Origin of the sequence: Parafrigoribacterium mesophilum (genome assembly GCF_039652555.1) — a bacterium.
Classification (GTDB): domain Bacteria; phylum Actinomycetota; class Actinomycetes; order Actinomycetales; family Microbacteriaceae; genus Parafrigoribacterium; species Parafrigoribacterium mesophilum.
Genome location: NZ_JBDJAF010000001.1, coordinates 1,678,893 through 1,705,199 on the forward strand (window position 1 = coordinate 1,678,893; position 26,307 = coordinate 1,705,199).

The following is a 26,307-nucleotide window of genomic DNA, read 5'->3' on the forward strand; positions in this document are numbered from 1 at the left end:
GGCCCCGAGCCGTCCAGGTACCCTGGTAACCGTGCGTCTCGTCATTGCCCGCTGCTCCGTCGACTACGCCGGGCGACTCAGCGCCCATCTGCCACTGGCCACCCGCCTGCTCATGGTCAAGGCCGACGGCAGCGTGCTCGTACACTCCGACTCACTCTCCTACAAACCGCTGAACTGGATGAGCCCACCCTCGGTGCTCTCCGTCGTCGCCCCCGAGCCGGATCAGGCAGAGGCCGGCGTCACCGAGGTCTGGAAGGTCGTGCAAGGCAAGACCTCCGATCTGCTCCTCATCAGCGTGCACGAGATACTGCACGACAGCGAGCACGAACTCGGCATCGACCCCGGGCTCACCAAAGACGGCGTGGAGGCCGACCTGCAGAAGCTCCTGGCCGAGCAGATCGAACTGCTCGGCGACGGTTACCGCCTGGTGCGCCGCGAGTTCATGACGGCGATCGGTCCGGTGGACATCCTCGCGACGGATGCGACGGGCGGCTCGGTCGCGATCGAGATCAAACGCCGCGGCGACATCGACGGCGTGGAGCAGCTCACCCGTTATCTGGAATTGATGAACCGGGACCCGCGGCTGGCACCGGTCGAGGGGGTGTTCGCGGCGCAGGAGATCAAGCCGCAGGCACGCACTCTGGCGCGGGATCGCGGCATCCGGTGCCTCGTGCTCGACTACGATGCGATGCGCGGCATGGACGACGGCCACCTGCGTCTTTTCTGACTTTCGCACCGGGCTTCCGGAGGCCTGCGACGTAGTCTGGTGGCGATCGAAGGGGACCTCATGGACCGAATCCGGGCATCCGTTACCTCGCCAACCGAGCTCGTGCAGCCGCCGCAACTCGACACCGCCGCTATCGACCGCGCACTCGGGCAGCTGGCCGCCGGCGAGAAGGCCTGGGCGGCCACCGGGTTGCGCCGCCGGATCGCTTTGCTGCGTGAGGTGCACGAGGCGGGGGCCCGCCAGGCGGAGGCGTGGGTCGCCGCCGCGGCGTCGTACAAAGGCGTCGAGTTGGATGCCCCGCAGATCGGCGAGGAATGGCTGTCCGGCCCGTACCCGGTGCTTACCGGCACCGACCTGCTTTCGGAGAGCCTCGAGAAGCTCGCGGCGGGCGGCAGCCCGGTCGACGGGCATCCGATCAGCGACGCGCCCGGCGGCCGCAAGGCGGTGCAGGTGCTGCCGAGCAGCGTGTTCGACTCGCTGCTGCTCAACGGCTACTCCGTCGAGGTCTGGATGCCACCGGAGGTGACCGAGGAGACCATCCGCAGCCGCGCGGGTCTCGCCGCCCGCACCCCTGACGCGACCGACGGCATCGTCGCCGTGCTGGGCGCCGGCAACATCACCTCCATCCCAGCACTCGACGTGCTCTACGAACTGTTCGCGCAGAACCGGGTCGTAGCGCTCAAGCTCAATCCGATCACGGACGCGATGCTGCCGGTCTTCGAGTCGGTCTTCGCCCCACTGATCGACCTCGGCGTGCTGCGCATCCTGACCGGAGGGGCCGAGGCCGGCCAGTACCTCGTGCACCACGAGCAGGTTGCGCACGTGCACATCACCGGCAGTGCCGCCACCCACGACGCGATCGTCTGGGGCACCGGCGAGGATGCGGCTGCTCGGAGGGCGCAGAACACTCCGCTGCTCGACAAACCGATCACGAGCGAGCTCGGCGGCGTCTCCCCCATCATCGTGCTGCCCGGGCGCTGGTCGAGAGCCGACCTGCGCTTCCAGGCCGAGAACATCGCCACCCAGCGGCTGCACAACGGCGGCTACAACTGCATCGCCAGCCAGGTCGTGATCCTGCCGTCGGACTGGGCACTGAAAGACACCTTCGTGGCAGAAATCGCGGACGCCCTCGACCGCGCGCCGAAGCGCCCCAGCTATTACCCGGGCAGCGACCGTCGGGTCGCCGCCGCCAAGGCCGCGTATCCGACGGCGCGCATCCTGGGTCCCGCGGGGCGGCGATTGCTTGTGGCGGATGCGGTGTCGGATGCCGCGGGTCCGGCCGACGCGCTCTCGACGGAGTACTTCGCCCCGGTGCTGGCTATCGTCGAGTTGCCCGGGCGTGGCACCGACTACCTCGGCGCGGCGGTCGCGATGGCCAACGACCGACTGACCGGCACGCTGGGCGCCAACGTCATCGCGCATCCACGCACGCTGCGCCGGCTCGGACCCGCCTTTGAGAAGGCGCTCGTGGACCTGCGCTACGGCACCATCGCGGTCAACACGTGGACCGGTTTGGGCTTCCTCACCGCGGGCGCCAGCTGGGGCGCCTTCCCCGGTAACACGATTCGGAACGTGGGCAGTGGCATCGGCGTGGTGCACAACGCGCTGCTACTGGATGCGCCGGAACGCACCATCGCCCGCGGCCCGTTCCAACCCGCCCACCGCGCGCTGAGCAACGGCCAATTCGCGGTCGCGCCCCGGCCGCCGTGGTTTCTGAACAACCGCACCGGCACGGCAACCTCCCGGCTGCTCACGCAATTCGCGGCGAACCCGTCCTGGGGCAAACTGCCGGCTATCTTCGCTTCCGCGCTGCGCGGCTAGCCTCCGTATTTGTTCCCGTTCCGGCTTAGTGTGCCCGTTGCGCGGGGCACAACCAGCCGGAATGGGAACAGTTGCAGAAGCCCGGGGAACTCGATCGCGCCGGAACTTCCGTAGGCTGAGAACAAATGAAACCCGATTGGTCTTGCATCCTCTTCGATCTGGATGGCACGATCGCCGATTCCGCTCCCGGAATCACCGCGACGCTCGCCCACATGTTCGAAGCCCTCGAGCTGCCCGTGCCCGCTCCAGCGGAACTGCTCCGCTACGTCGGTCCGCCGATCCTGGATGCGTTCCGCGATTTCGCCGGCTTCTCCCCGGAGAAGTCGGCTCACGCCCTCGCGATCTACCGCAAGGAGTACGCCCTCAACGGGGTCACCGGCACCTCCGCCTACCCCGGCATCGCCGAGGTGCTCGAGGCCATCCACGACAGCGGCATCCCGACCTCGCTGGCGACTTCCAAGCCGGAACTGCCGGCCACGAATATGCTGAGCGCCTACGGGCTCCGCCAGTACTTCGACGTCATTACCGGGGCCACCGAAGACGAAACCCGTAGCGCCAAGGCGGATGTCGTCGCTGAAGCACTGCGTCGACTGGCCGCGATCGGCGCCGACGTCTCCCGCCCGGTCATGGTCGGTGACCGCATCCACGACGTCGAGGGCGCCGCAGCGCACGGCGTGCCGACCATCTACGTCGAGTGGGGCTACGGAAGCCCCGCCGAGCAGGCCGGCGCGATCGCCGTCGCCGGCACACCGGAGGCGCTGCGCACCTTGCTGCTCGGCGACCCGGCACGATCGACGACGGTGCCAAGAACCACCGAACGATAGCCCTTCGGACGGGGGTGGCCGCCGAGGCGGCCGCGCTCGTCCGAAAACGCAACACCGGATGAACGGATGCGGTCAGCGCGCGAGGCGCTCCACCACGGTCCCGTACAGGCCGGGCAGGCGCTGCGCCAGCGGCACGATCGCCGGGCGTAGCGGTGATCCGGCCAGCACCAGCACTCCGCCGGTGAGTTTGCGGAAGTCGCCACTGGCCCGACGCCAGTCCCGCTCGTATCGTCCCGGGTCGCCGGCGACGATGCACGCGATCGCCGCCCGAGCCTGCGCCAGGCCCACCCGGATGCCTTCGCCCGTGATGGCGTCCACGTAGCCCGAGGCATCGCCCACCAGCAGCACCCGCCCGGCGACCCGTCGCGCGGTACGGCGCCGGAACGGGCCGGCGCCGCGCAGCGGGCCGGCCGGCAGCCGGCCACTCAGCTCCGGCACGGCGGCGACGGCACGGGCGTAGTCGGTGTGAGCCGGGCCGAGCACCGCGACCCCAACGAGGTCGGCCGCGACCGGCGTGATGTACACCTCGGCATCCGGCAACCAACGCACCTCGACAAAGGAACTCCACGGCGCGACCGCGAAGTGCCGCCGCAGCCCGAAGCGCCGCATGCCTCGGGCCGGCGCATCCAGTCCGGCCAGTGCCGACACGCGCGAGTGCAGCCCATCGCAACCGAGCAGCCATCGCGCCAGGAGGCCGCCCGCCCGGACGCCTTCCCTGTCCTGGACGAGGGAGTCGAGCTTGATGGCGACCGGTTCAACACCCAATTCGGCGGCCCGGGCGGTGAGGGCGGCGTGCAGCACGGTGCGGCGCACACCGAGTCCGTTGCCGTTCGTGAACCGATGGTCCGCGCGGTATTTCGTTCCCGGCCCGGCCCGCTGATAGCTGATCCCGGACAGCTCCCAGCCGACGGGGCGCACCCCGAGTCGCTGAAGCGCTGCGACCGCCCCCGGCATCAGCCCCTCTCCGCAGGCCTTGTCGATCGGCGCGGGACGGGGCTCGAGCACCCCGACCGTCAGTCCGGCCAGCCGTGCCTCGATTGCCGCGGCCAGTCCGATCGGGCCGCCGCCGACCACCAGCACGTCCACGCTCGGTTCCGCGCTCATCGGCGGCAGTTGCTCACGGCCGCAGGGCCTTCAGCGCACGGTCCTCGGCTGGGATGCGGACTCCCACGAGCAGCACGGTGTTGAGCGCGGTGAAGGCGAGTGCCGTGATCCAGGCCGTGTGTACGAGCGGCAGTGCGAGACCTTCGACGGCGACGGCGACGTAGTTCGGATGCGGCAGAAACCGGTACGGTCCTCCGGTGACCCGTCCTGCCTCGGGCACCACGATGATCCGGGTGTTCCACTGCTGCCCGAGCGTGGCGATGCACCAGTACCGAAGCGCCTGGCTCAGCAGCACGAGCACGAACATTGGCCAGCCGAGCCAGGGCAGGAACGGCCGGCCGGCCACCAGCACCTCGACGGCGCAGGCAAGGAGCAGCCCGACGTGCAACGTCACCATCGCCGGGTAGTGCCCCCTCCCGTACTCGACGCCGCCGCGCGCGAACGCCACCTCGGCGTTCCGTGTGGACAACGCGAGTTCGACGATCCGCTCCGCTCCGGTCGCCGCGAGCAGCGCGAGGTAGACGATCATGGCCAGCCCAGCAGCACGAACTCCGCGCTGACCCCTGGCCCGAGTGCGAAGAGCAACCCCGAGGCACCGGGTGGCACTCCGCGCGCGAGCGCATCCGCCAGAATGTGCAGCACCGAGGCCGAGGAGAGGTTGCCGACCGCCCCCAGGGAATTCCAGCTGAGTTGGAAACATGCGGGTGACAGGCCGAGCGCCTGCGCGAACGCCTCGAGCACGCGCGGGCCGCCGGGATGGGCGATCCAGGTATCGATGCCGCGGGCACCGAGTGAGTGCGCGGCCAGGAACGCGCTCACATCGGCCGGGAAGTTCTGCTCAATCACCGCGGCGACGCCCGACGACAGCACGATCTCGAATCCGGTGCCGCGGATGTTCCAGCCGATCACCTGCTGCGTGTCCGGGTAGTAGGAGCTGCGGGTGTCAACGACGGTCGGTCCGGCGGCAGACCGATGCTCGTCGCCGACCATGACGACCGCGGCGGCGCCGTCGCCGAAGAGCCCGGAGGCGACCAAGTTGGCCATGCTCTCGTCGCCGCGCTGCAGGGTCAGGGAGCAGAGCTCGACACTGAGCAGCACGGCGACGTCGCGCGGATGCCCGAGCAGGTAGTCGTGCACTCTGGCGATGCCGGAGGCACCGGCGACGCAGCCGAGGCCGAACGACGGCATCCGTTTCACGTCGGGACGCAGCCCCAGTTTCGACACCAGCAGACCGTCGATGGAGGGCGCTGAGATGCCGGTGACCGAAGTGAACAGGATGAAGTCCACGTCGGCCGGAGTGAGGGCGCACCGGTCGAGCGCGGCGCGAATGGCTGCTTCGCCGAGCCGGGTGGCGACCTCGATGAAGAGGTCGTTCGTCTCCTCGAACGCACCGAGGTCCCGGTAGCGCTCCAGCGGCAGAGCGGTGTGGCGACGTTGTATGCCGCTAGCGGCATGCATCCGCTCGAGGACGGCACGGTGTTTGGCCTCCGGGGCGATGAGGGCGACGAGTTCGCGCGTAATCTCCGCCTGAGTGTAGGAAAACTCGGGCAGCACCGGCGCGACTGCCACGATGCGGCTCATGACCGGGCGGTTTCGGGGTGCAGCGAGACCGGCGGGATGGCCACCTGTACCGGTTCGCGGATCCACCACAGTCCGCCTTCCCGCTTCTCCGCCCTGGTGGCGAACCGGTAAAGGAACATGCGGGCGCGAACCCAGTGCGGACGCTGCCCACCGAACGGGTCGACGCGCAGCAGCCGCAGGGTGAGTGGGTCGGCCTCGAGCAACCGCTCCAGGAACGCATAGAACCACCGCTCGTGTACGGAACCCAGCGGCAGAAACCACATCAGCCAGTCCAGGCGAAGGTGGTAGGGAGCGAACTGGCGCGGCATCCGTGCCGGGTCGCCCGGCTTGCCCTTGAATTCGTATTCGCGCCAGTCGGCGGTGTCGTCCGGTGAGACATCCAGGGTCCCCTCGACGATCACCTCGTAGCGGCGTTTGGTGACGCTGCCGAAGGCACCGTAGGCGTTGACGAGGTGCCAGCGGTTGAAGCTGGCATTCATCAGCTGGTGGCGCGAGAGCAGGTTGCGGATGGGCCAGTAGCTGAGGAACACCAGGAACACCGTGACGGCCAGGACGAGGCTGAGGAACCACACCGGCGTGTAGGTGCCCGATCCCCAGTCGAGCGGTATGGCGGGGATGAGCCCGTGCGCCGTGGTGTCGCTGACGGCGGCGAAGGCGAGCACGATGGTGATCCAGTTGAGCCAGGCGAAGTTGCCGGAGATGACCAGCCACAGCTGGGTGAGGATGACGATGGCGGCGGCGACGCTCGCGATCGGCTGCGGGGCGAACAGGAAGAACGGCACGATCAATTGTGCGAAGTGGTTGCCGATCACCTCGGCGCGGTGCACCGGCTTGGGCAGCAGGTGGGCGAACCGGCTCACCGGGTTGGGCATCGGCTGGGTCTCATGGTGGTAGAAGAGCGCCGTGAGATCGCGCCACGATCGATCGCCGCGGATCTTGATCATTCCGGCGCCGAACTCCAGGCGGAATACCAGCCACGCGGTGAGCAGCAGAATGAACCGCGGTGGTTGCACCTCGTCGGAGCCGAGGAAGGCGACGAGGAATCCGGCCTCGAGCAGCAGGCTTTCCCAGCCGAAGCCGTAGAAGGTCTGGCCGATGTTCATGATCGACATGTAGAGCAGCCACATCACCAGGAACACGATCAGCGGCACCCAGGCCGGCAGCGCCTGCGGAATACCGATCACGGTGGCGGCAGCGAGCACGATGCCGGTCCAGGCCACTGCGAGCAGAAACCGGTCCGAGTAGTGCCAGCGGAACAGGGTCGGACCGCGCACTGCACTCTTGTGCCTGAGCAGTACGGGCGCCGGCAGCAATCCATGCTCGCCCAGCAGCGCGCGGAACTGCGCGGCCGTGGAGGCGAACGCGACCAGGTACATCAATGCGACCCCGCGCTGCAGCACCTGCCGCGCGAATTCGTAGTCTGCCGCGTTGAACCAATCCATTCCGTTCACGCTAGGACCGCGGCGCCCCCTCGACAAGTCGCCCTCCCTCCCCGCCACGACGTCCACAACCCGTTTCAAGGAGTTTCTGCTCCACGGGAGTAGGTTCACGGCGATCTGGCGGCCCCGAAGACAGAAACTCCGTGAAACGGGACGGAAGAAGGGTGCGGATGCCTGGGCACGTGACCGCGGATGCCAGGGGCCAGAACAGCCAGGCCAGGCCGGTAAAGTGGCCCGCATCGCTACCTTGAACGACGTTGACCGTGACATCCTGCGCCTGGCGCTGCCGGCGCTCGGTGCGTTGGTGGCCGAACCGCTGTTCCTGCTCACCGACACGGCGCTCGTCGGCCATCTTGGCGCGGTGCCGCTGGCCGGGCTCAGCATCGGTAGCGCCATCCTCCAGACCGTCACCGGGCTGCTCATCTTCCTTGCCTACGCCACCACGCCCGCCGTGGCCCGTCGGCTCGGCGCGGGCGACAGCGTCGGCGCCATCCGGGCCGGCATCGATGGGATGTGGCTTGCCCTCGCCATCGGCATCGGCATCGTCGCGATCGGGGTGCCGACGTCCGGATGGCTGGTGCGACTTTTCGGCGCAACGCCGCTGGTGTCAGAAGCTGCCCACACCTACTTCGGAATCTCGCTGTGGGGTATTCCCGGAATGCTGCTCGTCATCGCGGCTACCGGGTTGCTGCGCGGCCTGCAGAACACTAAGACCCCACTGCTCGTCGCCATCGCCGGCTTCGGCGCCAACGCCGCGCTTAGTGCCATCTTCATCTATGGCTTTGGCTGGGGCATCGCCGGCTCCGCCATCGGCACCGTTGTCGCGCAGTGGGCGATGGCGGCGGTCTACCTCGTCATCGCCGTCCGCGCCGCCCGCGCCGCCGGCGCACGCTTGCGACCGGGTTTTCGCGGCGTGGGTGGCGCCGCCCACGCAGGCGTGTGGCTGCTCGCTCGCACTTTGAGCCTGCGCGCGGCGATGCTCGCGACCGTCTTCGTCGCCGCGGACTTCGGCATCACCGAGCTGGCTACACTGCAGATCGCGCTCACGCTGTTCTCCACGCTGGCCTTCATCCTCGACTCCCTCGCCATCGCCGGCCAGGCGCTCATCGGGCATGGCTTGGGCGCCGCGGATGTACCGCGCGTCTCCGCCATTACCCGGCGCCTTGTCAGTCACGGCCTGCTCACCGGCGCGGTATTGGCCATCGTCATCCTCATCCTGGCCCCGCTGATTGGACCGGTGTTCAGCGACGATCCCGCCGTGCACCGGATGCTCACTGGCACCATGCTCGTGATGGCCGGCGGCATCCCGCTGGCCGGTTACGTTTTCGTGCTCGATGGTGTGTTGATCGGGGCCGGCGATGCCCGGTACCTCGCAATCTCTGGGGGCGTGAACCTGGCGATGTACGCCCCACTGCTGATCTGGCTCGACGTCACACACCCGGCTGCGGGCCTGTCCTGGCTCTGGGCCGCGTTCGGCTTCGGATACATCGGCGCCCGCGCCCTCACTCTGGGCCTGCGCGCCCGCGGCACCCGCTGGATCGTCACCGGCGTCGGCTGACCCACCGCCCGGTCCCGTTTCACGGAGTTTCTGTCTCCGAGGGGTCCGGATGCCTGTGGGCCGGTCGGGCGGGGACAGAAACTCCTTGAAACGGGTTGAGACGGGCCGACTTGACGCTGAACACCGCAGCGGCAACTGTAGAGAGCGTGACCAACCTCAGAGTTCTCTTCATCGGTGGAACCGGCACGATCAGCGCGGCGGCGAGCGAACTTGCCGTGCAACGCGGCCTGCAACTGACCATCCTGAACCGCGGTCACACCTCGCTGCGGCCCGCTCCGGCCGGGGTCAAAGTCCTCACCGCCGACATGCGCGACGGGGCCTCCGTGCGCAAGGCCCTCGGCCGGCGCCGGTTCGACGTCGTCGTGGACTTCATCGCATTCACCCCCGAGCACGTGCAACGCGACATCGAACTGTTCGAAGGTCGCACCGGGCAGTACGTGTTCATCTCCTCGGCGTCCGTCTACCAGAAGCCGCTGGCCCGGCTGCCGATCACCGAGTCGACCCCGCTGCGCAACCCGTACTGGCAGTACTCGCAGGACAAGATCGCCTGCGAGGAGCTTCTGGTCTCGGCCTACCGGCAGCGCGGCTTCCCGGTCACGATCGTGCGCCCGTCGCACACCTACGACCAGACGCGGGTGCCGCTCACCGGCGAATGGACCGCCCTGGACCGGATGCGCCGCGGCGCGCCCGTGATCGTGCACGGCGACGGCACCTCGCTGTGGACGCTCACCCACAGCCGCGACTTCGCCAAGGGCTTCGTTGGTCTGCTCGGCAACCCGCAGGCGATCGGCGACAGCTTCCACATCACCTCGGACGAACTGCTCACCTGGAATCAGATCACCGAACTCCTGGCCGCGGCCGCCGGTGTGAAGGCCGAGATCGTGCACGTGCCCTCGGATGCACTCGCGGCGGCGAGTCCGGAACTCGGCGCCTCGCACCTGGGCGACCGGGCGCACTCGGTGATCTTCGACAACAGCAAGATCAAGGCCCTGGTGCCCGACTTCGTGGCCACCACCCCGTTCGCCGTCGGCGCGCGGGAGATCGTCAACTGGTACTCCTCGCATCCGGAGCAGCAGGTGGTCGACCAGGAGCTGGATGCGCTGTTCGACCGGCTCGTGGTGGCCAGCCGCTTCACCCGCAAACGCTAGCCAGGAGGCCAGTCGGGTCAGGCAGCGCGGCTCGGGTTATAACGGCTGAGAACCGCGGTGCTCCACCGCGTGTCTAGGGCGTGTTCGGTCTGCCGCACGGCATCGATGGTCAACTCGACTACGCGCTCCGCCCCGGCCAGCGCGGCCGCCGACACCGGATCCCAGTCCACTCTGGCCCGTCCAGAGAGCTGTAACATCCCGCCGGTGGCCCAGTCGGGGAAGAGCAGCCCGACGCGCGGGTTGACCGTGATGTTACCGAGCGTCATGAACATGGCGTTGCCGTTGTAGTCCGGCCAGCGCAAGGTGCGGGGCGAGTCGACGTCGATGAATCCGGGGTTTCCACCACGGTGGGAGGCGTCGGCAGGGCCGTCCGGATGAGATGTGCCGATGAAGAACGTGTCCGCCGCCCGGACCACCTCCATTTGCGCTGCCGTCAGCGCGGTGCCGGTGTTCGGTTCAGGGCCGATGCCCGCTGCGGCCGGTCCTTCGTGGAGATTGGCGTCCGGCGCTGGCTCTGTTTCTGGCGTCTCCAGCGGATGCCGCTCGGCGATGTAGCGGCCGCAGTTCGAGTACACCTGCACCGTGCTCACGGCGAACCCGTCCGCTCGCGGGTCCAAGACCCCGTTGACGCGCATCCGCCCGTGGTGGTCCCACAGAATCGTGCCGACCTCACCGCCGGTAGCAACCAGACGCGCGAGCGGATCACTCGCCAGCGGTCGCGCGTGTACCACCATGACCTGCGGGTCCGGCGCCTGCATGAAGCCCGGCTCACCGGTGAGCATGGTCGCCCACATCCGTTCGTCCGGGTCACGGCCGGCAATAACGATCGCCGGCCGGCTGACCAGAAACTCCGCGGCGATCTCGGGTATCGATCTGCGGATCATCGCCCCGGAGCTCTTGCCCGCGCGTTTCTGCACGGCAAGCTCACCGGGGTGGAACGGCTGACTCATCGGGGCCAGCCGGCTGTGCGGCTGCGGAGGCGACCGGCTGGACCGCTCGTTTTAGAAGAACCCACAGGTCGGTGCCTCACCGCTGGGAGCCGGGCTCTCCTCGGCCCCGGTCGGGGCGAAAATTTCTAGCCTGATGCCATCCGGATCGGCGAAGAAGATACCACCGGACGAGGAGCCTTCGGAGTGCGCGACGATGCTGTCGTGGAAGAATGGCGCGTTCAGTTCGTGTGCAATGGCCTCGGCGGCATGCACCTGTACCATGCTCTCGACCTGGAAAGACAGATGATGCAACCCTGGCGTGGACGGGCTGAATTCCCCATTGCTCTGCTGGAACAGGGTGAGGACGAGCTTGCCGCCTCGGCCCAGGAACACGAAGCGCCGGTCCGCGTCGTTGCCTTCCTTGGCGATCGAGAGGCCAAGCAGTCGCTGGTAAAACGCCTTGGAGCGGTCCAGCTCGGTCACGTTGAGAGCGACGTGACCGGTCTGCAGTGACGTAATGGTTGGCGTCGTGGTGGGTGTTGACATTATTGCCTTCCTTGGCGTCGTGCCGCGACGCCGACTACCATGATTATCTCTCTGAATGGAGGCCTTGGCGCGGTTGAGTTGCGCGGCTCACGACCGACAGCCGCAAGTATCCGCGCAGTTCGCACGTCAGGCGGCCCCCACCGCGAGCGCGGCCGACACCGCGGCACCGATGCCGGCCCGCCACGGCTCGCCGTGGCCCGGCAGCACGATCCGGGCTCCCGTGGCAGCGAGCCCGCTCAGCGATGCGAGTGCCATCTCGGAGTCGGCGGTGGCCGCGCCGGCGATGATTCGCGCGCCGGTCTGTGCGGTGTACGGATCGAGGGTGACCAGCGCGTCGCCGGTGATGATCGCGTCCCGATCGGGGAAGAACAGAGCGCAGTGCCCGTAGGTATGACCGGGGCTGAACACCACGGTGGGGCTGCCCGGCACGTCCAGCACCGTCGATGTGGGCATCCGCCGCACCTCCCGCAGCCCCTTCACCCGCAGCGCCCCGGCCGCCGCCATCGCCGCCAGCACCCGCATCCCGCGCGGGTAGAACAGCGGATAGAGCGCCCGATTCCGTTCGTGCTGGTAGCGGTACGGATGCGCGGCGATGTCGCTGTCGCGTTCCTGCAGCCAGATGGGCACCGCGAAGTCGGATGCCGCACGCGCCGCAAACCCTAGGTGGTCGAAGTGGCCGTGGGTGAGCACGATGGCGGTCACGTCACCGGGGCTGTGTCCGCACTCGAGCAGTGCTGCCAGAAGGTGTTTCCAGGTAGAGGGGAACGCCGTGTCGACGATGGTCACCCCCGTGCCGTCCTCCACCAGGTAACAATTGACGTAGGCATGCGCCAGACGGTGGATGCCGGGGGCGACGTTGCGAGTGAGCACAGCATGGCCCGACGACGAGGCTGACTTCCGACTGCGCGTGCTGCGAGACATGGCACCTCCCGGGTGCAAAGTCCCCAGTCAAAGCCGCTGTCCGATGGCGCGCAACCCCGAAGGTCAGCGTCGCAGATTCATCGTGCCTTGGTCGATCGCTTGGCTGCTGGCTTGGCCGCCGGCTTGGCCCTCGCGGCCTTGGCCGCCGCGAGCTCGTCGGCTCCCGCCCAGTAGTTGCCGAGCACGAGGAGGGCAACAAACGGCACCACCACGATGATCCCGAAGACCCAACCGGGAAGCGGCACACCCCAGAGCAGCATCATGACGCCCAGGCACGCGGCCATGATCAGCCAGGATGCCGACCGCCGGCCCTGGGTGCGCGACAGGGCGATGCGGGCATCCTTGTGGATCAGATTTCTCAAGCCCATCCCGGTGGCCTCCCTGCATCAATAGTGCACCATGTCAGGGCTTGTCCCCGTTACCGTTACCGTTACCGTTCCCGTTCCCGGGCGGCTCGGTGGTGGGACTGGGCGGCGCAGGAGCGACCGGCGGGACGGTCGGCTTCGGCGCCGGCGGGGCCACCGGCCGCGGCCGGCGCATCAGGGATTGATCCGGCGGCGGGAATTCACCGCCGCGGTATTCCGGATTGGTGTCGAGCGAGGCCATCGTGGCCCGGAAGATGTTGAACTTCGTGTTGTAGCCGTTGGTTCCGGCCACCGAGATCTTCCGCAGGCTCTGGCCTCCGCTGATGTTGCCGACCCAGACCGCCAAGGAGACCTTGGTCGTGGTGGCGACGAGCCAGTTCTGGTGGGATTCCTCAGCGGTCCCGGTCTTGCCGACGATCGGCACGCCGTCCCGCGGATTGCCGGCCGTGCCAGTGCCCGCGGTCATCACCGATTTCAGGGCGAACGCGACGGTGGCGGCGATATTCGGGTCGATCGACTGCGTGCACTGCTTGGGCTGGCCGGGCAGGTCCTTACCATCCGGCCCGATCAGCTTGTCCACGATGGTCGGGGCGCAGTACACCCCGTTGGTGCCGATCGTGGCGATGGCGGCGGCCATCGTCAACGGCGAGATCTCGTTGGTCCCGAGCACGGACGACGGATACACGTCGAGCGGTGCCCCGTCGGCGCGGTGCACTCCCATGGAGGTGGCGGCGTCCCGGATGGCGCACAAGTCGAGTTTTTGGGCCATGCTGACGAACGCGACGTTGACGGAGTTGCGCGTCGCATCCAGCACGCTCATCCTGCCGCGCTCCCACGTTGCGTCGTTGCCGGGGGCATAGGGTTCGCCGGCGAAACGGGCGCAGGATGCCTTGAAGCTCTTCATCGGGAACGGCCGGGGCGTGCCGTCCACGATGTCGTAGAGGCCGTGGCCGGTCTGCAACCAGTTGGTGAGCGCAAAGATCTTGTAGGTGGAGCCGGTCTGGAAGCCGGATGAGCCGCCGTAGTTCTTGTCGGTGTTGAAGTTCACCGCCGTGGTGGTTGCGGGATCCCCGGTGCCCGAGTCGTCGAAGATCTTGTTCTGTGCCATCAGGAGGATGCGACCGGTGCCCGGCTGCACCGCAGTGGCCGCCGCGCCGAGCTTGAAGCGGGTCTCGGTGGCCGGGGCGCTCTTGTCGAGGTTCGCCTGGGCGACATCCTGCTGATTCAGGTCGATGCTCGTGTAAAGCTGGTAGCCGCCGCGCGCCCAGCTGCGTTGCCGCTCGGCGGGGCTTCCGCCCAGCGACGTGAGTGTTGGCACCAAGCGGCGCACGTAGTCGCAGGCGAATTTGGCATCGGCGGCGTAGAGGCATCCGTTCGCCGGCGGGGTGATCTTGACCATGTCCTCGATCTTCGTGGCGATGGCATCGTCGTATTGCTGCTCGTTGATGTAGCCCTCTTCGAGCATGTCGCCCAGGATCTGGTCACGTCGGACCTTGTTAGCCGGGTAGAACTTCGGGTTCCGCAGGTTCTGCATAGTGGGCTGCTGAACGATGGCGATGAGACTCGCCGCCTGGGCCAACGTGACGTCCTTTGCGTCGACGCTGAAGTACTGCCGCGCGGCGGCCTGGACACCATAGGTCTGACCACCGAAGCCGGTGATGTTGAGATAGCCGAGCAGGATCTCGTTCTTCGTGTACCGCTTGTCCAGGGCGATCGCGAGCTTGGCCTCCTTGAGTTTGCGGTCCATGGTGTCAGTGATCGCGTCATCGTAGGCGCGTTTGCGCGCGGTCGGATCGTCGATCTGCAACGCCTCCTGGATGAGGATGTTTCGCACCAGCTGCATGTCGATGGTCGAGGCGCCGCTGGTGGTCTTTCGGCTGGCGAAGTTCGACGTCGCCGCGCGGACGATCGAGGTGAGGTCGACGCCGCCGTGGTCCCAGAAGCGCCGGTCCTCGCCGGCCACCGCCGCCTCGCGCAGGAATGGCGAGATCTGGTCCCAGCCCACCACCTGCCGGTTCTGGTCGAAGACGGTTGCGATCTGCACGGGCTGCCCGTCCCGGTTGGCGAAGATCACGTTTTGCTGCGCCTGCGTGCCCAGGGCGATGTCGCTCGGAAGCTCGTTGAACATGGTGATAGCACTGTCAGCGGCCGCCGCGGTCATGGTCAGCGCCGGAGTGATCATCGCGCTGATCAGCACCGCCATCGCGACGCAGCAAGCGAGGAGGCCCCCGAGCCCCCCGACAACGCTAGAAAACCCTCGATTTTGGGTAGTCATTCCATGAAGGATAGGCACTCACTTCTCCTGCCGCCAGGGAGCCACGGTCACAATATGAAAACCTTAAGATTCTTCACAGCTCCGGGATGTCGGTGGTGCGGTCCATCCTGTGCGCATGAACACACCACGACCACACATCGACGACATCCTCGCGGGCTTCTTCGCGGACGCCCTCGAGGACCAAGCCCCCGTCGCACGACGCCGCATCCTCGCGGTGGAACAGCGACTGCGGCTGTGTATCGAGGCGGAAGGCGACCGGATGCTGAGCGATGAGGACTATGCCCTCCTCGCTGTCGAGCGCGCCTTCGACCCGGAACACGCCATCGCCCGCACCATGCACGCAGAAGACCTGCTCTGGGTGCTCACGGTCTTCTTGCTCGACCCGTGGCGCCTGGGCGACCCGCTCGCACTACGGGTGCAGGCGCAGCTCACGGACGATCTCACCAATCGGATCGTGTACGGCGGGCTGGTCTGCATCGAGTGCATGAACCATCCGTTGCAGCACATCCGCGAGGGCCTGTCGACGGCGCGCAAACAGATCAACCGGGCGCAGCCGAAGAAGCGGCGCCGGGCGGTCCCGCATCGGACCTAGACGACTCGCTCGAGGCATCCGAACCACCGCGGCCGAGCGATACCGTTTCGGACGAGACCGGCCGCCGCGGCGGGCACACTCGTCCGCAACGGTATCGGTCGGCCGGTCAGCCGCGCAGGTAGGCCAGCTGCGCACGCACGGATGCCTCGGCGGCGAACCGCACGGCGTCCGGCGCGTCAACATAGACGAGGTCGGTGACCGCAGCGACCGACGCATCGGCTCCCAGTTGCGCAAGAGCGCCGCGAATCTGCTCGAGTCGCTCCCGTCGATGTCGAAGATAGGCGTCGCAGACGGCGGCGAGGTCGGGCAGCACGGGTCCGTGCGCCGGCAGTACCGTGGCCGGGCCGAACGCCCGCAGGGTGGCGAGGGACTCCAGATAGTCGCCGAGGGTGCCGTCGGGAAAATCGAGAATCGTGGTGCCGCGGCCGAGGATCGTGTCGCCGGTGAGCATGACGCCGGTGCCGCCGTCGTCGGGCAGATGGAACGAGACGGAGTCTGAGGTGTGCCCCGGAGTGTGTACGACGCGGATGCGTGTGCCTGCGGCCGCGATCAGCTCGCCGTCGGTGAGTGGCTGGCCGCCAATGCACAGGGCCGGGTCGAACGCGCGCACCGGTGCCCCGGTGAGGGTCGCGAAGGCGTCGCGGGATTCACTGTGGTCCAGGTGGCGGTGAGTGAGCAATACGAGTTCGACCGGGGTGGCCGCCAGCGCGGCCAGGTGCGTGTCGTCGAGCGGACCCGGATCGACCACGACCACACTGCCGGAGCCGGTCGCGCCGACTAGATAAGAGTTGGTGCCCTCCAGCGTCATAGGGCCGGGGTTCGGGGCGAGCAGCCGCCTCACCATCGTGGTCACGGTTTCGGCAGCGGGCTCGTCGTCGACAGCGTCGTGGCTCATAGCAAGAGCCTAACCAGCGCTCCACCGTAGAGTCGCAGCCCGCACGCCTCAGCCGGCGGCGGTACCGTAACAGAATGCGGCAGATCCCTCCGAGCTCGGAACCCGACGGCACTCGCGTCGCCGCCACCGTCGTTCTCGTGCGCGATGGCGACGCGGGTCTTGAGGTCCTACTCGTGGAGCGGCCGAGCAACCGCGGCTCCTTCGCCGGTGCCTGGGTGTTCCCGGGCGGCAGCGTCGATCCTGAGGACTGGCCCGCGCAGCGTCCGGGGACCCAGCCCGACGAGGAGGCCGCGGCCAGAAATGCGGCGGTGCGGGAGGTGCGCGAAGAGACCGGTCTCGAAGTGGCCAAAGATCACCTCGTTGTCGCCTCGAAATGGACACCTCCGGCCGCGGCGCCACGCAAGTTCCGCACCTGGTTCTACCTGGCTCCAGCGCCGGCGGGCGAGATCGTCCTCTCCGCCAATGAGTGCGTCGACCACGCCTGGCTGAGCCCGGATGCGGCGCTGCAGCGGCACGCCGGCGGCAAGTTCCAGCTGGTACCGCCCACCTGGGTCACCCTGTACGGCCTGGTCGGAATCGACTCCGCTGCCGATGCCCTCGATCCGGTGCGACATGCCGCGCGGCAGGACTTCGCGACGCGCATGCTCACGATGGAGGACGGGACGGTGATGCTGTGGGACGGAGACATCGCTTACGCGGATGACGCCCTGTTCGAGGAGGACGGTGCCCGGCATCGGCTGGACGCCAGGACACTGCCCTGGGTCTATACCAAGTCAGTGCAGTAGTCACACCTTCTCCCGCAGCGGATTGTGTAACAATATTGTCCGTGCGCCCCTACTTCGTCATTCTTCTGGCGTGCCTGTGTTTCGGCACCACCGGTACGGCTCAGGCGTTGGGAGCGAATGAGGCGTCCTCGTCGTCGATCGGCGCCGCGCGCATCCTGATCGGCGGCGGCCTGCTCGCGTTGATCGCCGGGACCATGTGGCTGCGGCAGGGAGAGTCGCCGTTGCGGCTTGCTGTTTCCGTTGCGCGGGGCACAGCTATCCGGAACGGGAACAGCCGGGGGCGTTGGGAGCGAACACGAACGACGGCACTGGTCGTGATCGGCGCGCTCGGCGTGCTGACCTACCAGCCCACGTTCTTCCTCGGCACCAGGCTCAACGGGGTCGCGATCGGCACGATTGTCGCGCTCGGCTCCGCGCCGATGATCACGGGTCTGCTCGACTGGGCGTTGCGGCGCCGCTTTCCGGGGGTGCTGTGGCTGATCGCGACGCTGGTCGCCACCGCCGGGGTCACCCTGCTCAGCGGCATGACGGATGTCGGTGGGAGCACGATCAGCGTGCTCGGGATCGTGAGCTCGGTGGGCGCCGGCGCCGCCTATGCCGTGTACACGCTGGCCAGCAAGGCCCTGCTCGATAGCGGCTGGAGTCCGGTGGGCACGATGGGCGGCGTTTTCGGGCTGGCGGCCGCATTCTCGGTGCCGCTACTGCTGGCCGGGGATGCGAGCTGGCTGGCGTCCCCGTCCGGGCTGGCGATGGCCCTCTGGCTGGGCGTTGTGACCACCACGGTGGCGTACCTCCTCTTCGCGTGGGGGTTGCGGCGGCTTCCGGCCGCCACGGTGTCTACGCTGACCCTGGGCGAGCCGCTTACCGCGACGCTGTTGGGTCTCCTGCTGTTGGGCGAGCGGTTGCCGCCGATGGCCGTCGCGGGTCTGGTGGTCCTCGCGGCCGGGCTCACCATCCTCATCGCCCCCTGGCGGCGCCGGCGCAACGCCGATGCAGTGGTGCTGCGGGCGGCGGGATGATGACATTGCACGCCACGGCACCGCGGCAACGGGCGGTCGAGGAGCTTGCGGCCACGGTGCGCGAGCGGATTCTCAATGGCGCTCTGTCGCCGGGCCAGCCGCTGCGGGAGAGCGTTCTCGCCGAGGAATCCGGGCTCTCCCGGCACACCGTGCGGGCCGCGCTGGCGCTGCTCGCGGCCGAGCGGCTCGCCACGGCAGAGCCCTTCGCCGGGGTGCGGGTCGCCGCGTTGGGCGACGAGGACTTAGTCGCGCTCCAGGACCTGCGGTGTGCACTGGAGAGTGCCGCGGTTCGCCGACTCCATGATCGGTTCGGCGATGGCCCCTGGCCGAGTCCGATCACCGCAGCACTGGAGGCCGCCCTGCGGGAGTTGGAGAAGGCCTGCTCCGCTCATCCGGATGATTGGGCCGCGGTGGAGCGGGCCCACTCTCGGTTGCACCTGGCGCTGGTCACCGGGGCGGCCAGCCCGCGGATCACGGACAGTTATCGCCAGCTTGATGCAGAACTTCAACTCCTGCTGCTGCACATTCGTCCGCACTACGGCCCCGGTGCGCTCGTCGCGGAGCACCGCCGGTACATCGGCGATGTGCAACGCCTCGGCGAGCCGGCCGTGCGCGACCACCTGGCCCACTCGACCGACCTCATCCTGCGGTCGCGACGCACCAAGCCTGGCGACCCGGACCTCTGATACGCGAGCCAGCTTATGACGCGACGAACCGGTTCTGGATGCTGCCGAGCCCCGAAATCGAGCACCTCACGACATCGCCAGTCGTAAGGAACCGCGGCGGCCTGAATCCAAGGCCCACCCCGGGCGGCGTGCCGGTAAGGATCACGTCGCCGGGTTTCAAGGTGACGGTGGCCGCCAGATAGCTGATGATCTGGGCAGTGCTGAAGATCATGTCCGAGGTCACGCCGCTCTGGCGCAGTTCCCCGTTTACGGTGGAACTCAGATCAAATCCACCGGGTCCATCGAATTCATCGGCCGTCGTAATCCACGGCCCGATCGGACAGAACGTGTCTGCGCTCTTCGACCGGGAGAACTGCCCGTCCGACCGCTGCCAATCCCGTGCGGAGACGTCGTTGGCCACCGCGTAGCCGAACACGTAGTCCAGGGCCTCCGCCTCTGACACGCCCTTCGCGGTGCGGCCGATGATGACCGCCAGCTCAACCTCGTAGTCCGCCTGTTCGGTGACCCGCGGCCCGATCTCGACGTCGGCAAACGGTCCGGTCAGTGAATTCGGGTACTTGGCGAAGATCAGCGGGCGCTCCGGTAGCGTCGCCCCAGTCTCCTTGGCGTGGCTGGCATAGTTGAGCCCTACGGCGAGCATCTTGCTCGGTCGCACGATCGGGCATGCGAACGCGTCGTCCGGCAGGTCAACGCCGCCAACCGGCTGCGACTGAAGTGCCGAGCGGATGCCCTCGGCATCTGCAATCAGGGACTCGCTGTCCGGGTAGTCGAGGCCCAGTTGTGCCAGTCGTACCCAGCTGCCGTCGCGGCCAGATGCCGCGAACTCCAGCGTCCCGTTGTGCGTGATTCTGCCGATTCTCATCGTCTTCTACTCCTTCTCATTTACGCAGCTTGTGTTACTTGTCGCCGATCAACCCGAGATAGCTCGTGGTACTGATGCCCTCCTCGTCCACCTGCTTCATCAGCTGGTCTTCCCGCACGACGATGGCACCCGCCTCCACGCGAACTCGCTCCCTGCCCGTCCAGGGCACGGCCACGATCCCGTCCTCGTCTGCGACGATCAGGTCGCCCGTCGCGACCGGAACGCCGCCGCACGACACGGTGCCACCCCAGGAGCCGCCACCGGCCTTGTGCGGTCCGGCGGGCGTGACCGCGGCCGAGTAGATGGGGAAGGTTCTCCGCCGGATCCCGTCGACGTCCCGGATGGCCCCGTCGATCACGGCACCGATCACCCCGCGCCGCTGTGCCGCAGCGGTGAGCACCTCACCCCAGACGGCGCGGTCGCAAAAGCCACCGGCATCCACGACGAGCACCGACCCGACCGGCGTCTCATCCAGCGCCAGGTGCAGCGATGCGCTGTCTCCGGCGACCACCCGCACGCAGTACGCCCGTCCGATCAAACCAGCGCCGGTGCGCGGTCGCAGTCTGGCGGCGAACACCTGATGGCGGCCGAGGGCGTCGGAGATCGCGGTGGTGGGCAATGTCGCCCATGCGCGCCACTCGGCCTCGGTCAGCTCCGCGTTGGCCAGCTCGCTCACGATTGCGCTCCGGTAAGACTTCCGCCACCCGTCACGATGGAGGATGGGCCGATCCCGCCCGGCACGACGAGGTCCGCCTCCAACTGCCTGCCACAGCCCGGGCAGTAGAACAGCCGCACCGCGATCGCCACGGTGCCCTCCTCGACGTAGTCACTGCCGTGAACCGGCCCGGCCTTCCACGCCGGCACTTCCTCGGCGACGCAGCCCGCGCGGAGATCCCTGCCCACTCTGCCCAGCTGGAAGCCGCAACCGACGCAGCTCATGGAGTCGCTGGCGTGGTCGACCTTCACGATGTCCCAGTAGCCGACCGCCTCGCGGCTGGCTACTGCAGCGCTGTCGTCCCGGTCCATCACCGGGAGCGGATAGGCCTCGGTGAACGGATGCGCACGCGCCAGCCGGCCGTGCCGCAGTTCGTCGCGAAGGGTGACAGTGGCAACCGCGTCGGCCACGGCACCACGGACTCCTTGGCCGAGCACGACCCCGTAGGTCTGCCGCGCCTGCTCCGCAGACACCAGGCCGAGCCGCACGTCGTCGCTCACCTTGGCCGGGTCGCGGTCCAGCGGATCGCCGAACCCGCCGCCCCCTTGCCAGTTGTGGTATTCGACGGTGCGCAGGTCGAACTGGATCTTGGACGAGTTCAGGATGCCGGCGGTGCGCGGGCCGGCAATGTCGCCAAGCTCGCCGGCGAGCCGTGGTCCATTGCCGCCGAGCGCATCTGCCTCTTCGAAGCGCAGGAAGCGCACGGTCGCCCCTGGCAGCCCGCCGGCCACTCCAAGCGCGTTCGGCGTCACCGAGCCGACCCCGGCGAAGGAGGTCGACAGCGGCTCGCTGGTGTCGTAGGGGGTGATCGCCACCTCCCCCGACACCCCGCCACGGAATCGACCGGCTCCACCGGAGTCGGTGAGCTGCCGACGGAACAGGTAAAGCAGCGGATAGGCGTCCTCGGTGGCTTCGATCGACGGGATGTTCGCAGTGGTGTTGATGATGATGCCGCCGGTGTCGACGCCGTCGGCGTAGGACCGCGCGCCGCAGCCGGCCGCGAAGTGGCTGGCTTCCGGCGCTACCGTGAGCAGGCCGTCCCGGTTCACCCCGACCATCGACACGCCAAGGGACGTGCCGCACCAGCTGGCCATCGCCTGTTCGTGGTGCTTCGGGCTGGCCAGCAGCATCCGGGACAACACCACCAGGGTGAGGTTCAGGGTGACGATGATCGCCGAGATCGTCGACATCGATACCGGCGTCGGGTACTCGGCGGTCACGATAGTGCGCCGCGGTGCCTTGATCTTCACGCACTCGGAAACCCCGTCGTTCCAGGTCAAGTCGTAGCCCAGCGCGATGCACACCCCGGAGAGCACGGCGGCCCGCAGCCCGCCGGCGGCGCAGTTCGCGAACCCGTTCACCTGCGGATCGGATCCGGTGAAGTCGAGTGTCAGCTGCTCACCGCGCTTGGTCACCGTGCAGACGATCTTCCGCACGTTCCGCTGGTGCCCATCATGGTCCAGGTATTGCACCTCTCGCCAGACGCCGTCGGGCAGTGAGCGCAGTCGCCGTCGCATGCCGGAGGCGACGTGGTCGATTCCGCGGCGCATCACGGTGTCCAGGACCGCCGGTCCCACATCGTCGGCGATGTCGAGCAGCCGGGTGCGGCCAACCTCGTTGGCAACGAGCTGGCCGCGCAGGTCGAGCTCGGCCAACGGTTCCCGAATCTGCGCCATGATCAGCTCGACGATGTCCTCGCGGATTTCGCCACGCTCGACGATCTTGGTGGGCGGCAAGCGCAAGCCCTCGTCGAACACCGACTCGGCGTTCATGTTGAACCCGCCCGGCTCGCTGCCGCCGATGTCCAGCCAGTGCCCGGACGAGCCGACCCAGGCCCTCAGTTCCCCGGAGTGGTGCACCGGGGCGACGGTCGCGACATCCGGTTGGTGGGTGGCGCCCAGGTACGGGTCGTTGCAGATAAGCATGTCCCCCGGGTTGATGCCCGGGTTCACCGACCGGGTGCGCAGCACAGACTCCACGATCAGGTTGAGCACGTGCGCCTGCGTCGTGATGTACGGACCCATGGCCACCAGCCGCCCGTCGGGCAGGGTGATCCCCGTGCTCGCGTCGTATGCGCCGACCAGCACCGGGGAGCCGGAGGTGCGCATGTACTTGATGCCCATTTCCTCGGTGATGTCCAGCAGCTTGTGCCAGACCACCTCGAACTGAACCGGATCAACGTCCCTGGTCATTTCATGCTCCCCACTGCGATTACGTCGGCGTTCGCTCTTTCCGCCTCGGGTGCCGGAGTGGCACCTTCCAACGTGATGATCAGGTTCCGCAGCGCGTCTACCCTGGCATCCGCGCCCGGCGGAATGACCACGCTGGTTCCGGGTTGCTCGACGATCGCCGGACCGGCGAGCACATGCCCGTCGGCCAGGGTCTCGCCGTCGTAGATGGCGGTCTCCAGCCACCCCGAGTTCTCCGGCCAGTACACGCTGCGGACTCCGGTCTCCGCCGGAATTTCGGATGCCGCCGGGCGGGCACCGACACCGCCGACGGAGATTCCGCTCGGCGCGGTGGCATCGACGCCGATTCGTAGGATGCGCGGTTTCGCATCCTTCAGCCGGGCGGTCTTGCCGAACAACAATTCGTAGCGATCCGCGAACGCCTGCGACAGGTCTCCGACGAGCGACGGGCCGGCGTCGTCTGCGCGACCCAGATGCACCCGCACATCGTGCAGCTGCCGCTCGTAGCGCATGTCGGCCCATCGGTTGAGCGTGATGTCTCCTGTCGCAACCCCTTGAGCGTTCAACGCGGCGAGGGCCTGGGAGCAAAGCTCCTCGTAGCTCGCCGCGAGACTGGTCTCGTCTCGGCCGAGTTCCGGGCTGATCGAGCGCTGCACGCTCCGCACCGTGTCGGAGATGACGACGCCATAGGCGGAGAACGCGGTTGCGCTGAGCGGCACCATGATCTGCCCTACCCCGGCGGAGCGCGCGTAGGAGGCCGCGTGCACCGGACCGGCGCCGCCGTAGGCGGCGAGCAGGAAGCTGCGCGGGTCGAAACCCCGTTCAAGGGTTGCCTTGCGGATCAGGTCGCCCATCTGCGAGTCGACCACCTGCCGCACTCCGGCCGCTGCGGCGGTGACGTCCCCGCCGAAGAGCGGATCGGCGACGTGCTCCCGCATCGCCTCGGTGGCCAGATCCAGACGCAACTGAATGCGGCCGTCCAGGAAGCGGGCCGGGTTGAGGTAGCCGAGCAAGGCGTCCGCGTCGGTGACTGTCGGCCGGGTTCCGCCCCAGCCGTAACAAGCCGGGCCCGGCGCCGCGCCGGCCGATACTGGGCCAATCCGTAGCCGGCCGGCATCCGCCCAGGCGATGCTACCGCCACCGGCACCGATCGACACCACGTCGATCATCGGCGAGAGCAGCGTGTACTGGTTGATCACGGTCTCCGGTGCCATTGACCAGCGCCCGTCGACGATGAGGCCGACCTTGAACGTGGTGCCGCCCACGTCGGTGGCGATCACCCGGGGGCGCTCGATGCGCTCGGCCAGTTTCTGCACGGCGACCATTCCGGCCGCAGGGCCGGACTCGATCGTGCTCACCGGCAGTACGGAGGGAACGTCGTTGACGCCGCCGCCGGCTTGGAAGATCAGGATCGGCACCCGCAGTCCGTGGGAACGCAGCCGCTCATCAAGCCTGGCGAGGTAGCGCTCCAGCGTCGGTGCCACGAAGGCGTTCACCACCGTCGTGGAGGTGCGCTCGTATTCGCCGGTGACCGGCGCGATGTCGCTGGAAAGTGACACATGAGCGCCGGGGACGATTCGGCGGATGACCTCGTGCACTTGCTTCTCGTGCGCCGGGTTCTGGTGACTCCACAGCAGCGCGACGGCGAAGGACGTGACTCCGGATGCGATCAGTTGCTCAACCGCGCGCTCGACCTCCTCCTCGCGCAGGTCCTCGAGCACTTTGCCGGATCGGTCGACGCGCTCGGCGAGTTCGATGATCCGGTCCCTGGGTACGATTTGCTCGGGCTTGTCGGTGAGGCGCAGGTGACGCCGCTCGGCAAGCCCCAGGCCGGCCACCCGGCCCCGGGCGCGCATGATGAGCAGCTCGTCGCCGAACCCGCGCGTGGTCAACAGGCCGACCACCGCACCGTCCTGCCAGGTGAACATCACATTCGTGGTCTGGGTTGTGGCGTGGGAGAACCGTTCGGTCGCGGCGAGCAGCTCCGGCAGGCTCAGCTGGAACTGTGCGGCCGCGCGCTGCACACCGTCGAGCAGTCCCTCGATCAGGTCGAGCGGGGTGGTCGGGGATTTGGCGATCACCTCTCGACCGGTGTGCCGGTCGATCACCGAGACATCGGTGAATGTGCCGCCGATATCGACGCCGACAACGTACTGCATCTGGATCCTCCTCGACCTGCGGTGGCGACTCGCGCAAGTACTGCACAATCGTTTTCGCTAATCTATGGGTAATGGCGCGGGCCCGTCAAGTCCGGTGGTGTTTCCGGCGCCGGTCTGCAACAACCTGATAGTTTGCGGTTGGAGACTGAACATGGACACACCGGGGCACAAGGCCACCCTCAAAAGCATCGCCGAGGCCGCGGGCGTGCACCCGTCGACGGTGTCACGGGCGCTGATGGGAATGCCGGGGTCGCGGATTCCGGCGGCCACGGTTGAACGCATCCGGGCCGCCGCCGCGGAGCTGAACTACGAGCCGGACCCGTGGGCGAAGAGTCTACGCACTCGCCGCGGGATGATGGTCGGGCTGGCGATTCCCCGGTTGACCGATGTGGTGCTCGGGCAGATGTTCGAGGCCGCCCAGTGGCGGGCGCGTGACTTCGGCTACCAGACGATGACCGTCAGTGCCGAGAAGGAGGGTGCCGAGAGCACCTCGATCAAGAGCCTGATGGACCGCCGAACGGACGGCCTGATTCTGGCAACGGCAACGCTCCGCGATCCGTTCTTGAAGGTGATCGAGGCATCCGGTCTGCCGTTCGTGCTGCTGAACCGCAGCTCCGGCGCCTACCCCGCGGTGTGCGGCGATGACCTTCTCGGTGGCTACCTTGCGACCAAGCACTTGATCGAACTGGGTCACGTCCGCATCGGCCACATCAGCGGACCGGCGAGCGTCAGCACCGGGAAGCTGCGCGCGCAGGGATACCGTAAGGCGCTGCGCGAGGCCGGCATCGAGCCGACGAGCGACCTGGTCGCACCCGGTGAGTTCGACGTCGATTCCGGCATGGCGGCGGCCGAGTCGCTGCTCAGCCTGCCGGACCGGCCGACGGCGATCTTTGCGATCAACGACATCAGCGCCCTGGCCGCCATGGCAGTCGCCCGGCGACGCGGCTTGCGGGTGCCGGATGATGTCGCAATCGTCGGCTACAACGACTCCGAGATGTCCCCGCTGTTGCCGATCCCGCTGACCTCCGTGCGCGTCCCGCTGCTGGAGATGGGCAAACTGGCCGTCGAGCTGCTGATGAAGCGCCTGTCCGGCGAGGAGGTCGGCTCGGTGCGGATGGAACCTCAAGTGATCGCCCGGGAGTCCTCCGGCGCCGCCTGATCATCGAC

At 67.9% G+C, this 26,307-nt stretch carries 24 protein-coding genes; 10 read left to right on the forward strand and 14 right to left on the reverse strand.

Annotated elements, in window-relative coordinates:
- The first annotated feature begins 31 nt into the window (after nt 1-31).
- The 3 genes from nucS to ABFX56_RS08045 all read left to right on the forward strand — a co-directional run bounded on the left by nucS (nt 32) and on the right by ABFX56_RS08045 (nt 3,372).
- Nucleotides 32-727: an endonuclease NucS gene (gene nucS / locus ABFX56_RS08035; RefSeq protein ID WP_346232730.1), complete on the forward strand. Its 696-nt coding sequence runs from the start codon at nt 32-34 to the stop codon at nt 725-727.
- A 60-nt stretch (nt 728-787) separates the two neighbouring features.
- Nucleotides 788-2,548, forward strand: coding sequence for an aldehyde dehydrogenase family protein (locus tag ABFX56_RS08040; protein ID WP_346232731.1), 1,761 nt, complete (start codon nt 788-790; stop codon nt 2,546-2,548).
- Between the two features lie 125 nt (nt 2,549-2,673).
- Nucleotides 2,674-3,372: an HAD hydrolase-like protein gene (locus tag ABFX56_RS08045; protein ID WP_346232732.1), complete on the forward strand. Its 699-nt coding sequence runs from the start codon at nt 2,674-2,676 to the stop codon at nt 3,370-3,372.
- Between the two features lie 72 nt (nt 3,373-3,444).
- On the opposite strand, the gene ABFX56_RS08050 is transcribed toward ABFX56_RS08045, so the two are convergent.
- From ABFX56_RS08050 to ABFX56_RS08065, 4 genes are read right to left on the reverse strand one after another with little or no spacing between them, the layout of a single operon-like run.
- Nucleotides 3,445-4,476 carry an NAD(P)/FAD-dependent oxidoreductase gene (locus tag ABFX56_RS08050; protein ID WP_346232733.1) on the reverse strand — a complete coding sequence of 344 codons (1,032 nt, stop codon included), beginning with the start codon at nt 4,474-4,476 and terminating at the stop codon, nt 3,445-3,447.
- Between the two features lie 13 nt (nt 4,477-4,489).
- Entirely contained in the window at nt 4,490-5,005 is a 516-nt protein-coding gene (locus ABFX56_RS08055; protein WP_346232734.1) for an isoprenylcysteine carboxyl methyltransferase family protein, read from the reverse strand.
- Nucleotides 5,002-6,057, reverse strand: coding sequence for a type III polyketide synthase (locus tag ABFX56_RS08060; protein ID WP_346232735.1), 1,056 nt, complete (start codon nt 6,055-6,057; stop codon nt 5,002-5,004). The genes ABFX56_RS08055 and ABFX56_RS08060 overlap by 4 nt, the downstream gene beginning before the upstream one ends.
- The gene (locus ABFX56_RS08065; protein WP_346232736.1) at nt 6,054-7,508 is read right to left on the reverse strand and encodes a lipase maturation factor family protein; all 1,455 of its coding nucleotides are present in this window, start codon (nt 7,506-7,508) and stop codon (nt 6,054-6,056) included. Before ABFX56_RS08065 ends, ABFX56_RS08060 begins: the two co-directional genes overlap by 4 nt.
- A 217-nt stretch (nt 7,509-7,725) precedes the next feature.
- Between ABFX56_RS08065 and ABFX56_RS08070 the strand changes: the two genes are divergently transcribed.
- Nucleotides 7,726-9,054, forward strand: a complete 1,329-nt coding sequence (locus ABFX56_RS08070) for an MATE family efflux transporter (RefSeq protein WP_346232737.1) — start codon at nt 7,726-7,728, stop codon at nt 9,052-9,054.
- Nucleotides 9,055-9,200: 146 nt separating this feature from the next.
- Nucleotides 9,201-10,202, forward strand: a complete 1,002-nt coding sequence (locus ABFX56_RS08075) for an SDR family oxidoreductase (protein ID WP_346232738.1) — start codon at nt 9,201-9,203, stop codon at nt 10,200-10,202.
- A gap of 17 nt (nt 10,203-10,219) precedes the next feature.
- On the opposite strand, the gene ABFX56_RS08080 is transcribed toward ABFX56_RS08075, so the two are convergent.
- The 5 genes from ABFX56_RS08080 to ABFX56_RS08100 form a co-directional block, all read right to left on the reverse strand.
- Complete coding sequence (locus ABFX56_RS08080; RefSeq protein WP_346232739.1) at nt 10,220-11,152, reverse strand: pyridoxamine 5'-phosphate oxidase family protein; 933 nt, start codon at nt 11,150-11,152, stop codon at nt 10,220-10,222.
- A gap of 51 nt (nt 11,153-11,203) precedes the next feature.
- Nucleotides 11,204-11,677, reverse strand: coding sequence for a VOC family protein (locus ABFX56_RS08085; protein WP_346232740.1), 474 nt, complete (start codon nt 11,675-11,677; stop codon nt 11,204-11,206).
- 126 nt (nt 11,678-11,803) lie between these two features.
- Nucleotides 11,804-12,598 carry an MBL fold metallo-hydrolase gene (locus ABFX56_RS08090; RefSeq protein WP_346232741.1) on the reverse strand — a complete coding sequence of 265 codons (795 nt, stop codon included), beginning with the start codon at nt 12,596-12,598 and terminating at the stop codon, nt 11,804-11,806.
- Between the two features lie 77 nt (nt 12,599-12,675).
- Nucleotides 12,676-12,966: a hypothetical protein gene (locus ABFX56_RS08095; RefSeq protein ID WP_346232742.1), complete on the reverse strand. Its 291-nt coding sequence runs from the start codon at nt 12,964-12,966 to the stop codon at nt 12,676-12,678.
- A gap of 34 nt (nt 12,967-13,000) precedes the next feature.
- Nucleotides 13,001-15,166, reverse strand: a complete 2,166-nt coding sequence (locus tag ABFX56_RS08100) for a transglycosylase domain-containing protein (RefSeq protein WP_346232743.1) — start codon at nt 15,164-15,166, stop codon at nt 13,001-13,003.
- Nucleotides 15,167-15,353: 187 nt separating this feature from the next.
- Here ABFX56_RS08100 and ABFX56_RS08105 point away from each other — a divergent pair, with 187 nt between their 5' ends.
- Nucleotides 15,354-15,830, forward strand: a complete 477-nt coding sequence (locus tag ABFX56_RS08105; protein WP_346232744.1) for a hypothetical protein — start codon at nt 15,354-15,356, stop codon at nt 15,828-15,830.
- A 106-nt stretch (nt 15,831-15,936) separates the two neighbouring features.
- On the opposite strand, the gene ABFX56_RS08110 is transcribed toward ABFX56_RS08105, so the two are convergent.
- Nucleotides 15,937-16,725 carry an MBL fold metallo-hydrolase gene (locus ABFX56_RS08110; protein WP_428834411.1) on the reverse strand — a complete coding sequence of 263 codons (789 nt, stop codon included), beginning with the start codon at nt 16,723-16,725 and terminating at the stop codon, nt 15,937-15,939.
- 74 nt (nt 16,726-16,799) lie between these two features.
- Between ABFX56_RS08110 and ABFX56_RS08115 the strand changes: the two genes are divergently transcribed.
- The 3 genes from ABFX56_RS08115 to ABFX56_RS08125 are packed head-to-tail and all read left to right on the forward strand — an operon-like array spanning nt 16,800 to nt 19,215.
- A complete protein-coding gene (locus ABFX56_RS08115; protein ID WP_346232745.1) occupies nt 16,800-17,510 on the forward strand; it encodes an NUDIX hydrolase in 711 nt (236 codons plus the stop codon).
- Between the two features lie 41 nt (nt 17,511-17,551).
- Nucleotides 17,552-18,529 carry a DMT family transporter gene (locus ABFX56_RS08120; RefSeq protein WP_346232746.1) on the forward strand — a complete coding sequence of 326 codons (978 nt, stop codon included), beginning with the start codon at nt 17,552-17,554 and terminating at the stop codon, nt 18,527-18,529.
- Nucleotides 18,526-19,215, forward strand: a complete 690-nt coding sequence (locus ABFX56_RS08125) for a GntR family transcriptional regulator (RefSeq protein ID WP_346232747.1) — start codon at nt 18,526-18,528, stop codon at nt 19,213-19,215. The genes ABFX56_RS08120 and ABFX56_RS08125 overlap by 4 nt, the downstream gene beginning before the upstream one ends.
- Nucleotides 19,216-19,228: 13 nt before the next feature.
- On the opposite strand, the gene ABFX56_RS08130 is transcribed toward ABFX56_RS08125, so the two are convergent.
- Genes ABFX56_RS08130 through ABFX56_RS08145 form a run of 4 tightly spaced genes read right to left on the reverse strand, consistent with a single transcriptional unit; the run spans nt 19,229 to nt 25,140 of the window.
- The gene (locus ABFX56_RS08130) at nt 19,229-20,077 is read right to left on the reverse strand and encodes a fumarylacetoacetate hydrolase family protein (RefSeq protein WP_346232748.1); all 849 of its coding nucleotides are present in this window, start codon (nt 20,075-20,077) and stop codon (nt 19,229-19,231) included.
- Between the two features lie 34 nt (nt 20,078-20,111).
- Nucleotides 20,112-20,753, reverse strand: a complete 642-nt coding sequence (locus tag ABFX56_RS08135; protein WP_346232749.1) for an RraA family protein — start codon at nt 20,751-20,753, stop codon at nt 20,112-20,114.
- Nucleotides 20,750-22,984: a hydantoinase B/oxoprolinase family protein gene (locus ABFX56_RS08140; protein ID WP_346232750.1), complete on the reverse strand. Its 2,235-nt coding sequence runs from the start codon at nt 22,982-22,984 to the stop codon at nt 20,750-20,752. The genes ABFX56_RS08135 and ABFX56_RS08140 overlap by 4 nt, the downstream gene beginning before the upstream one ends.
- Nucleotides 22,981-25,140, reverse strand: a complete 2,160-nt coding sequence (locus tag ABFX56_RS08145; protein WP_346232751.1) for a hydantoinase/oxoprolinase family protein — start codon at nt 25,138-25,140, stop codon at nt 22,981-22,983. Before ABFX56_RS08145 ends, ABFX56_RS08140 begins: the two co-directional genes overlap by 4 nt.
- Before the next feature lie 151 nt (nt 25,141-25,291).
- On the opposite strand from ABFX56_RS08145, the gene ABFX56_RS08150 reads away from it, so the two are divergent.
- On the forward strand, nt 25,292-26,299 hold the full coding sequence (locus ABFX56_RS08150) for a LacI family DNA-binding transcriptional regulator (protein ID WP_346232752.1): 1,008 nt from the start codon (nt 25,292-25,294) through the stop codon (nt 26,297-26,299).
- The last annotated feature ends 8 nt before the right edge of the window (nt 26,300-26,307 follow it).

Coding starts and splice junctions, on each gene's coding strand:
- ABFX56_RS08040 (WP_346232731.1), top strand. CDS start 788: ATGGACCGAATCCGGGCATCCGTTACCTCGCCAACCGAGCTCGTGCAG.
- ABFX56_RS08045 (WP_346232732.1), top strand. CDS start 2,674: ATGAAACCCGATTGGTCTTGCATCCTCTTCGATCTGGATGGCACGATC.
- ABFX56_RS08050 (WP_346232733.1), bottom strand. CDS start 4,476: ATGAGCGCGGAACCGAGCGTGGACGTGCTGGTGGTCGGCGGCGGCCCG.
- ABFX56_RS08055 (WP_346232734.1), bottom strand. CDS start 5,005: ATGATCGTCTACCTCGCGCTGCTCGCGGCGACCGGAGCGGAGCGGATC.
- ABFX56_RS08060 (WP_346232735.1), bottom strand. CDS start 6,057: ATGAGCCGCATCGTGGCAGTCGCGCCGGTGCTGCCCGAGTTTTCCTAC.
- ABFX56_RS08080 (WP_346232739.1), bottom strand. CDS start 11,152: ATGAGTCAGCCGTTCCACCCCGGTGAGCTTGCCGTGCAGAAACGCGCG.
- ABFX56_RS08085 (WP_346232740.1), bottom strand. CDS start 11,677: ATGTCAACACCCACCACGACGCCAACCATTACGTCACTGCAGACCGGT.
- ABFX56_RS08090 (WP_346232741.1), bottom strand. CDS start 12,598: ATGTCTCGCAGCACGCGCAGTCGGAAGTCAGCCTCGTCGTCGGGCCAT.
- ABFX56_RS08095 (WP_346232742.1), bottom strand. CDS start 12,966: ATGGGCTTGAGAAATCTGATCCACAAGGATGCCCGCATCGCCCTGTCG.
- ABFX56_RS08100 (WP_346232743.1), bottom strand. CDS start 15,166: ATGGCGGTGCTGATCAGCGCGATGATCACTCCGGCGCTGACCATGACC.
- ABFX56_RS08105 (WP_346232744.1), top strand. CDS start 15,354: ATGAACACACCACGACCACACATCGACGACATCCTCGCGGGCTTCTTC.
- ABFX56_RS08110 (WP_428834411.1), bottom strand. CDS start 16,725: ATGAGCCACGACGCTGTCGACGACGAGCCCGCTGCCGAAACCGTGACC.
- ABFX56_RS08115 (WP_346232745.1), top strand. CDS start 16,800: ATGCGGCAGATCCCTCCGAGCTCGGAACCCGACGGCACTCGCGTCGCC.
- ABFX56_RS08125 (WP_346232747.1), top strand. CDS start 18,526: ATGATGACATTGCACGCCACGGCACCGCGGCAACGGGCGGTCGAGGAG.
- ABFX56_RS08130 (WP_346232748.1), bottom strand. CDS start 20,077: ATGAGAATCGGCAGAATCACGCACAACGGGACGCTGGAGTTCGCGGCA.
- ABFX56_RS08140 (WP_346232750.1), bottom strand. CDS start 22,984: ATGACCAGGGACGTTGATCCGGTTCAGTTCGAGGTGGTCTGGCACAAG.
- ABFX56_RS08145 (WP_346232751.1), bottom strand. CDS start 25,140: ATGCAGTACGTTGTCGGCGTCGATATCGGCGGCACATTCACCGATGTC.
- ABFX56_RS08150 (WP_346232752.1), top strand. CDS start 25,292: ATGGACACACCGGGGCACAAGGCCACCCTCAAAAGCATCGCCGAGGCC.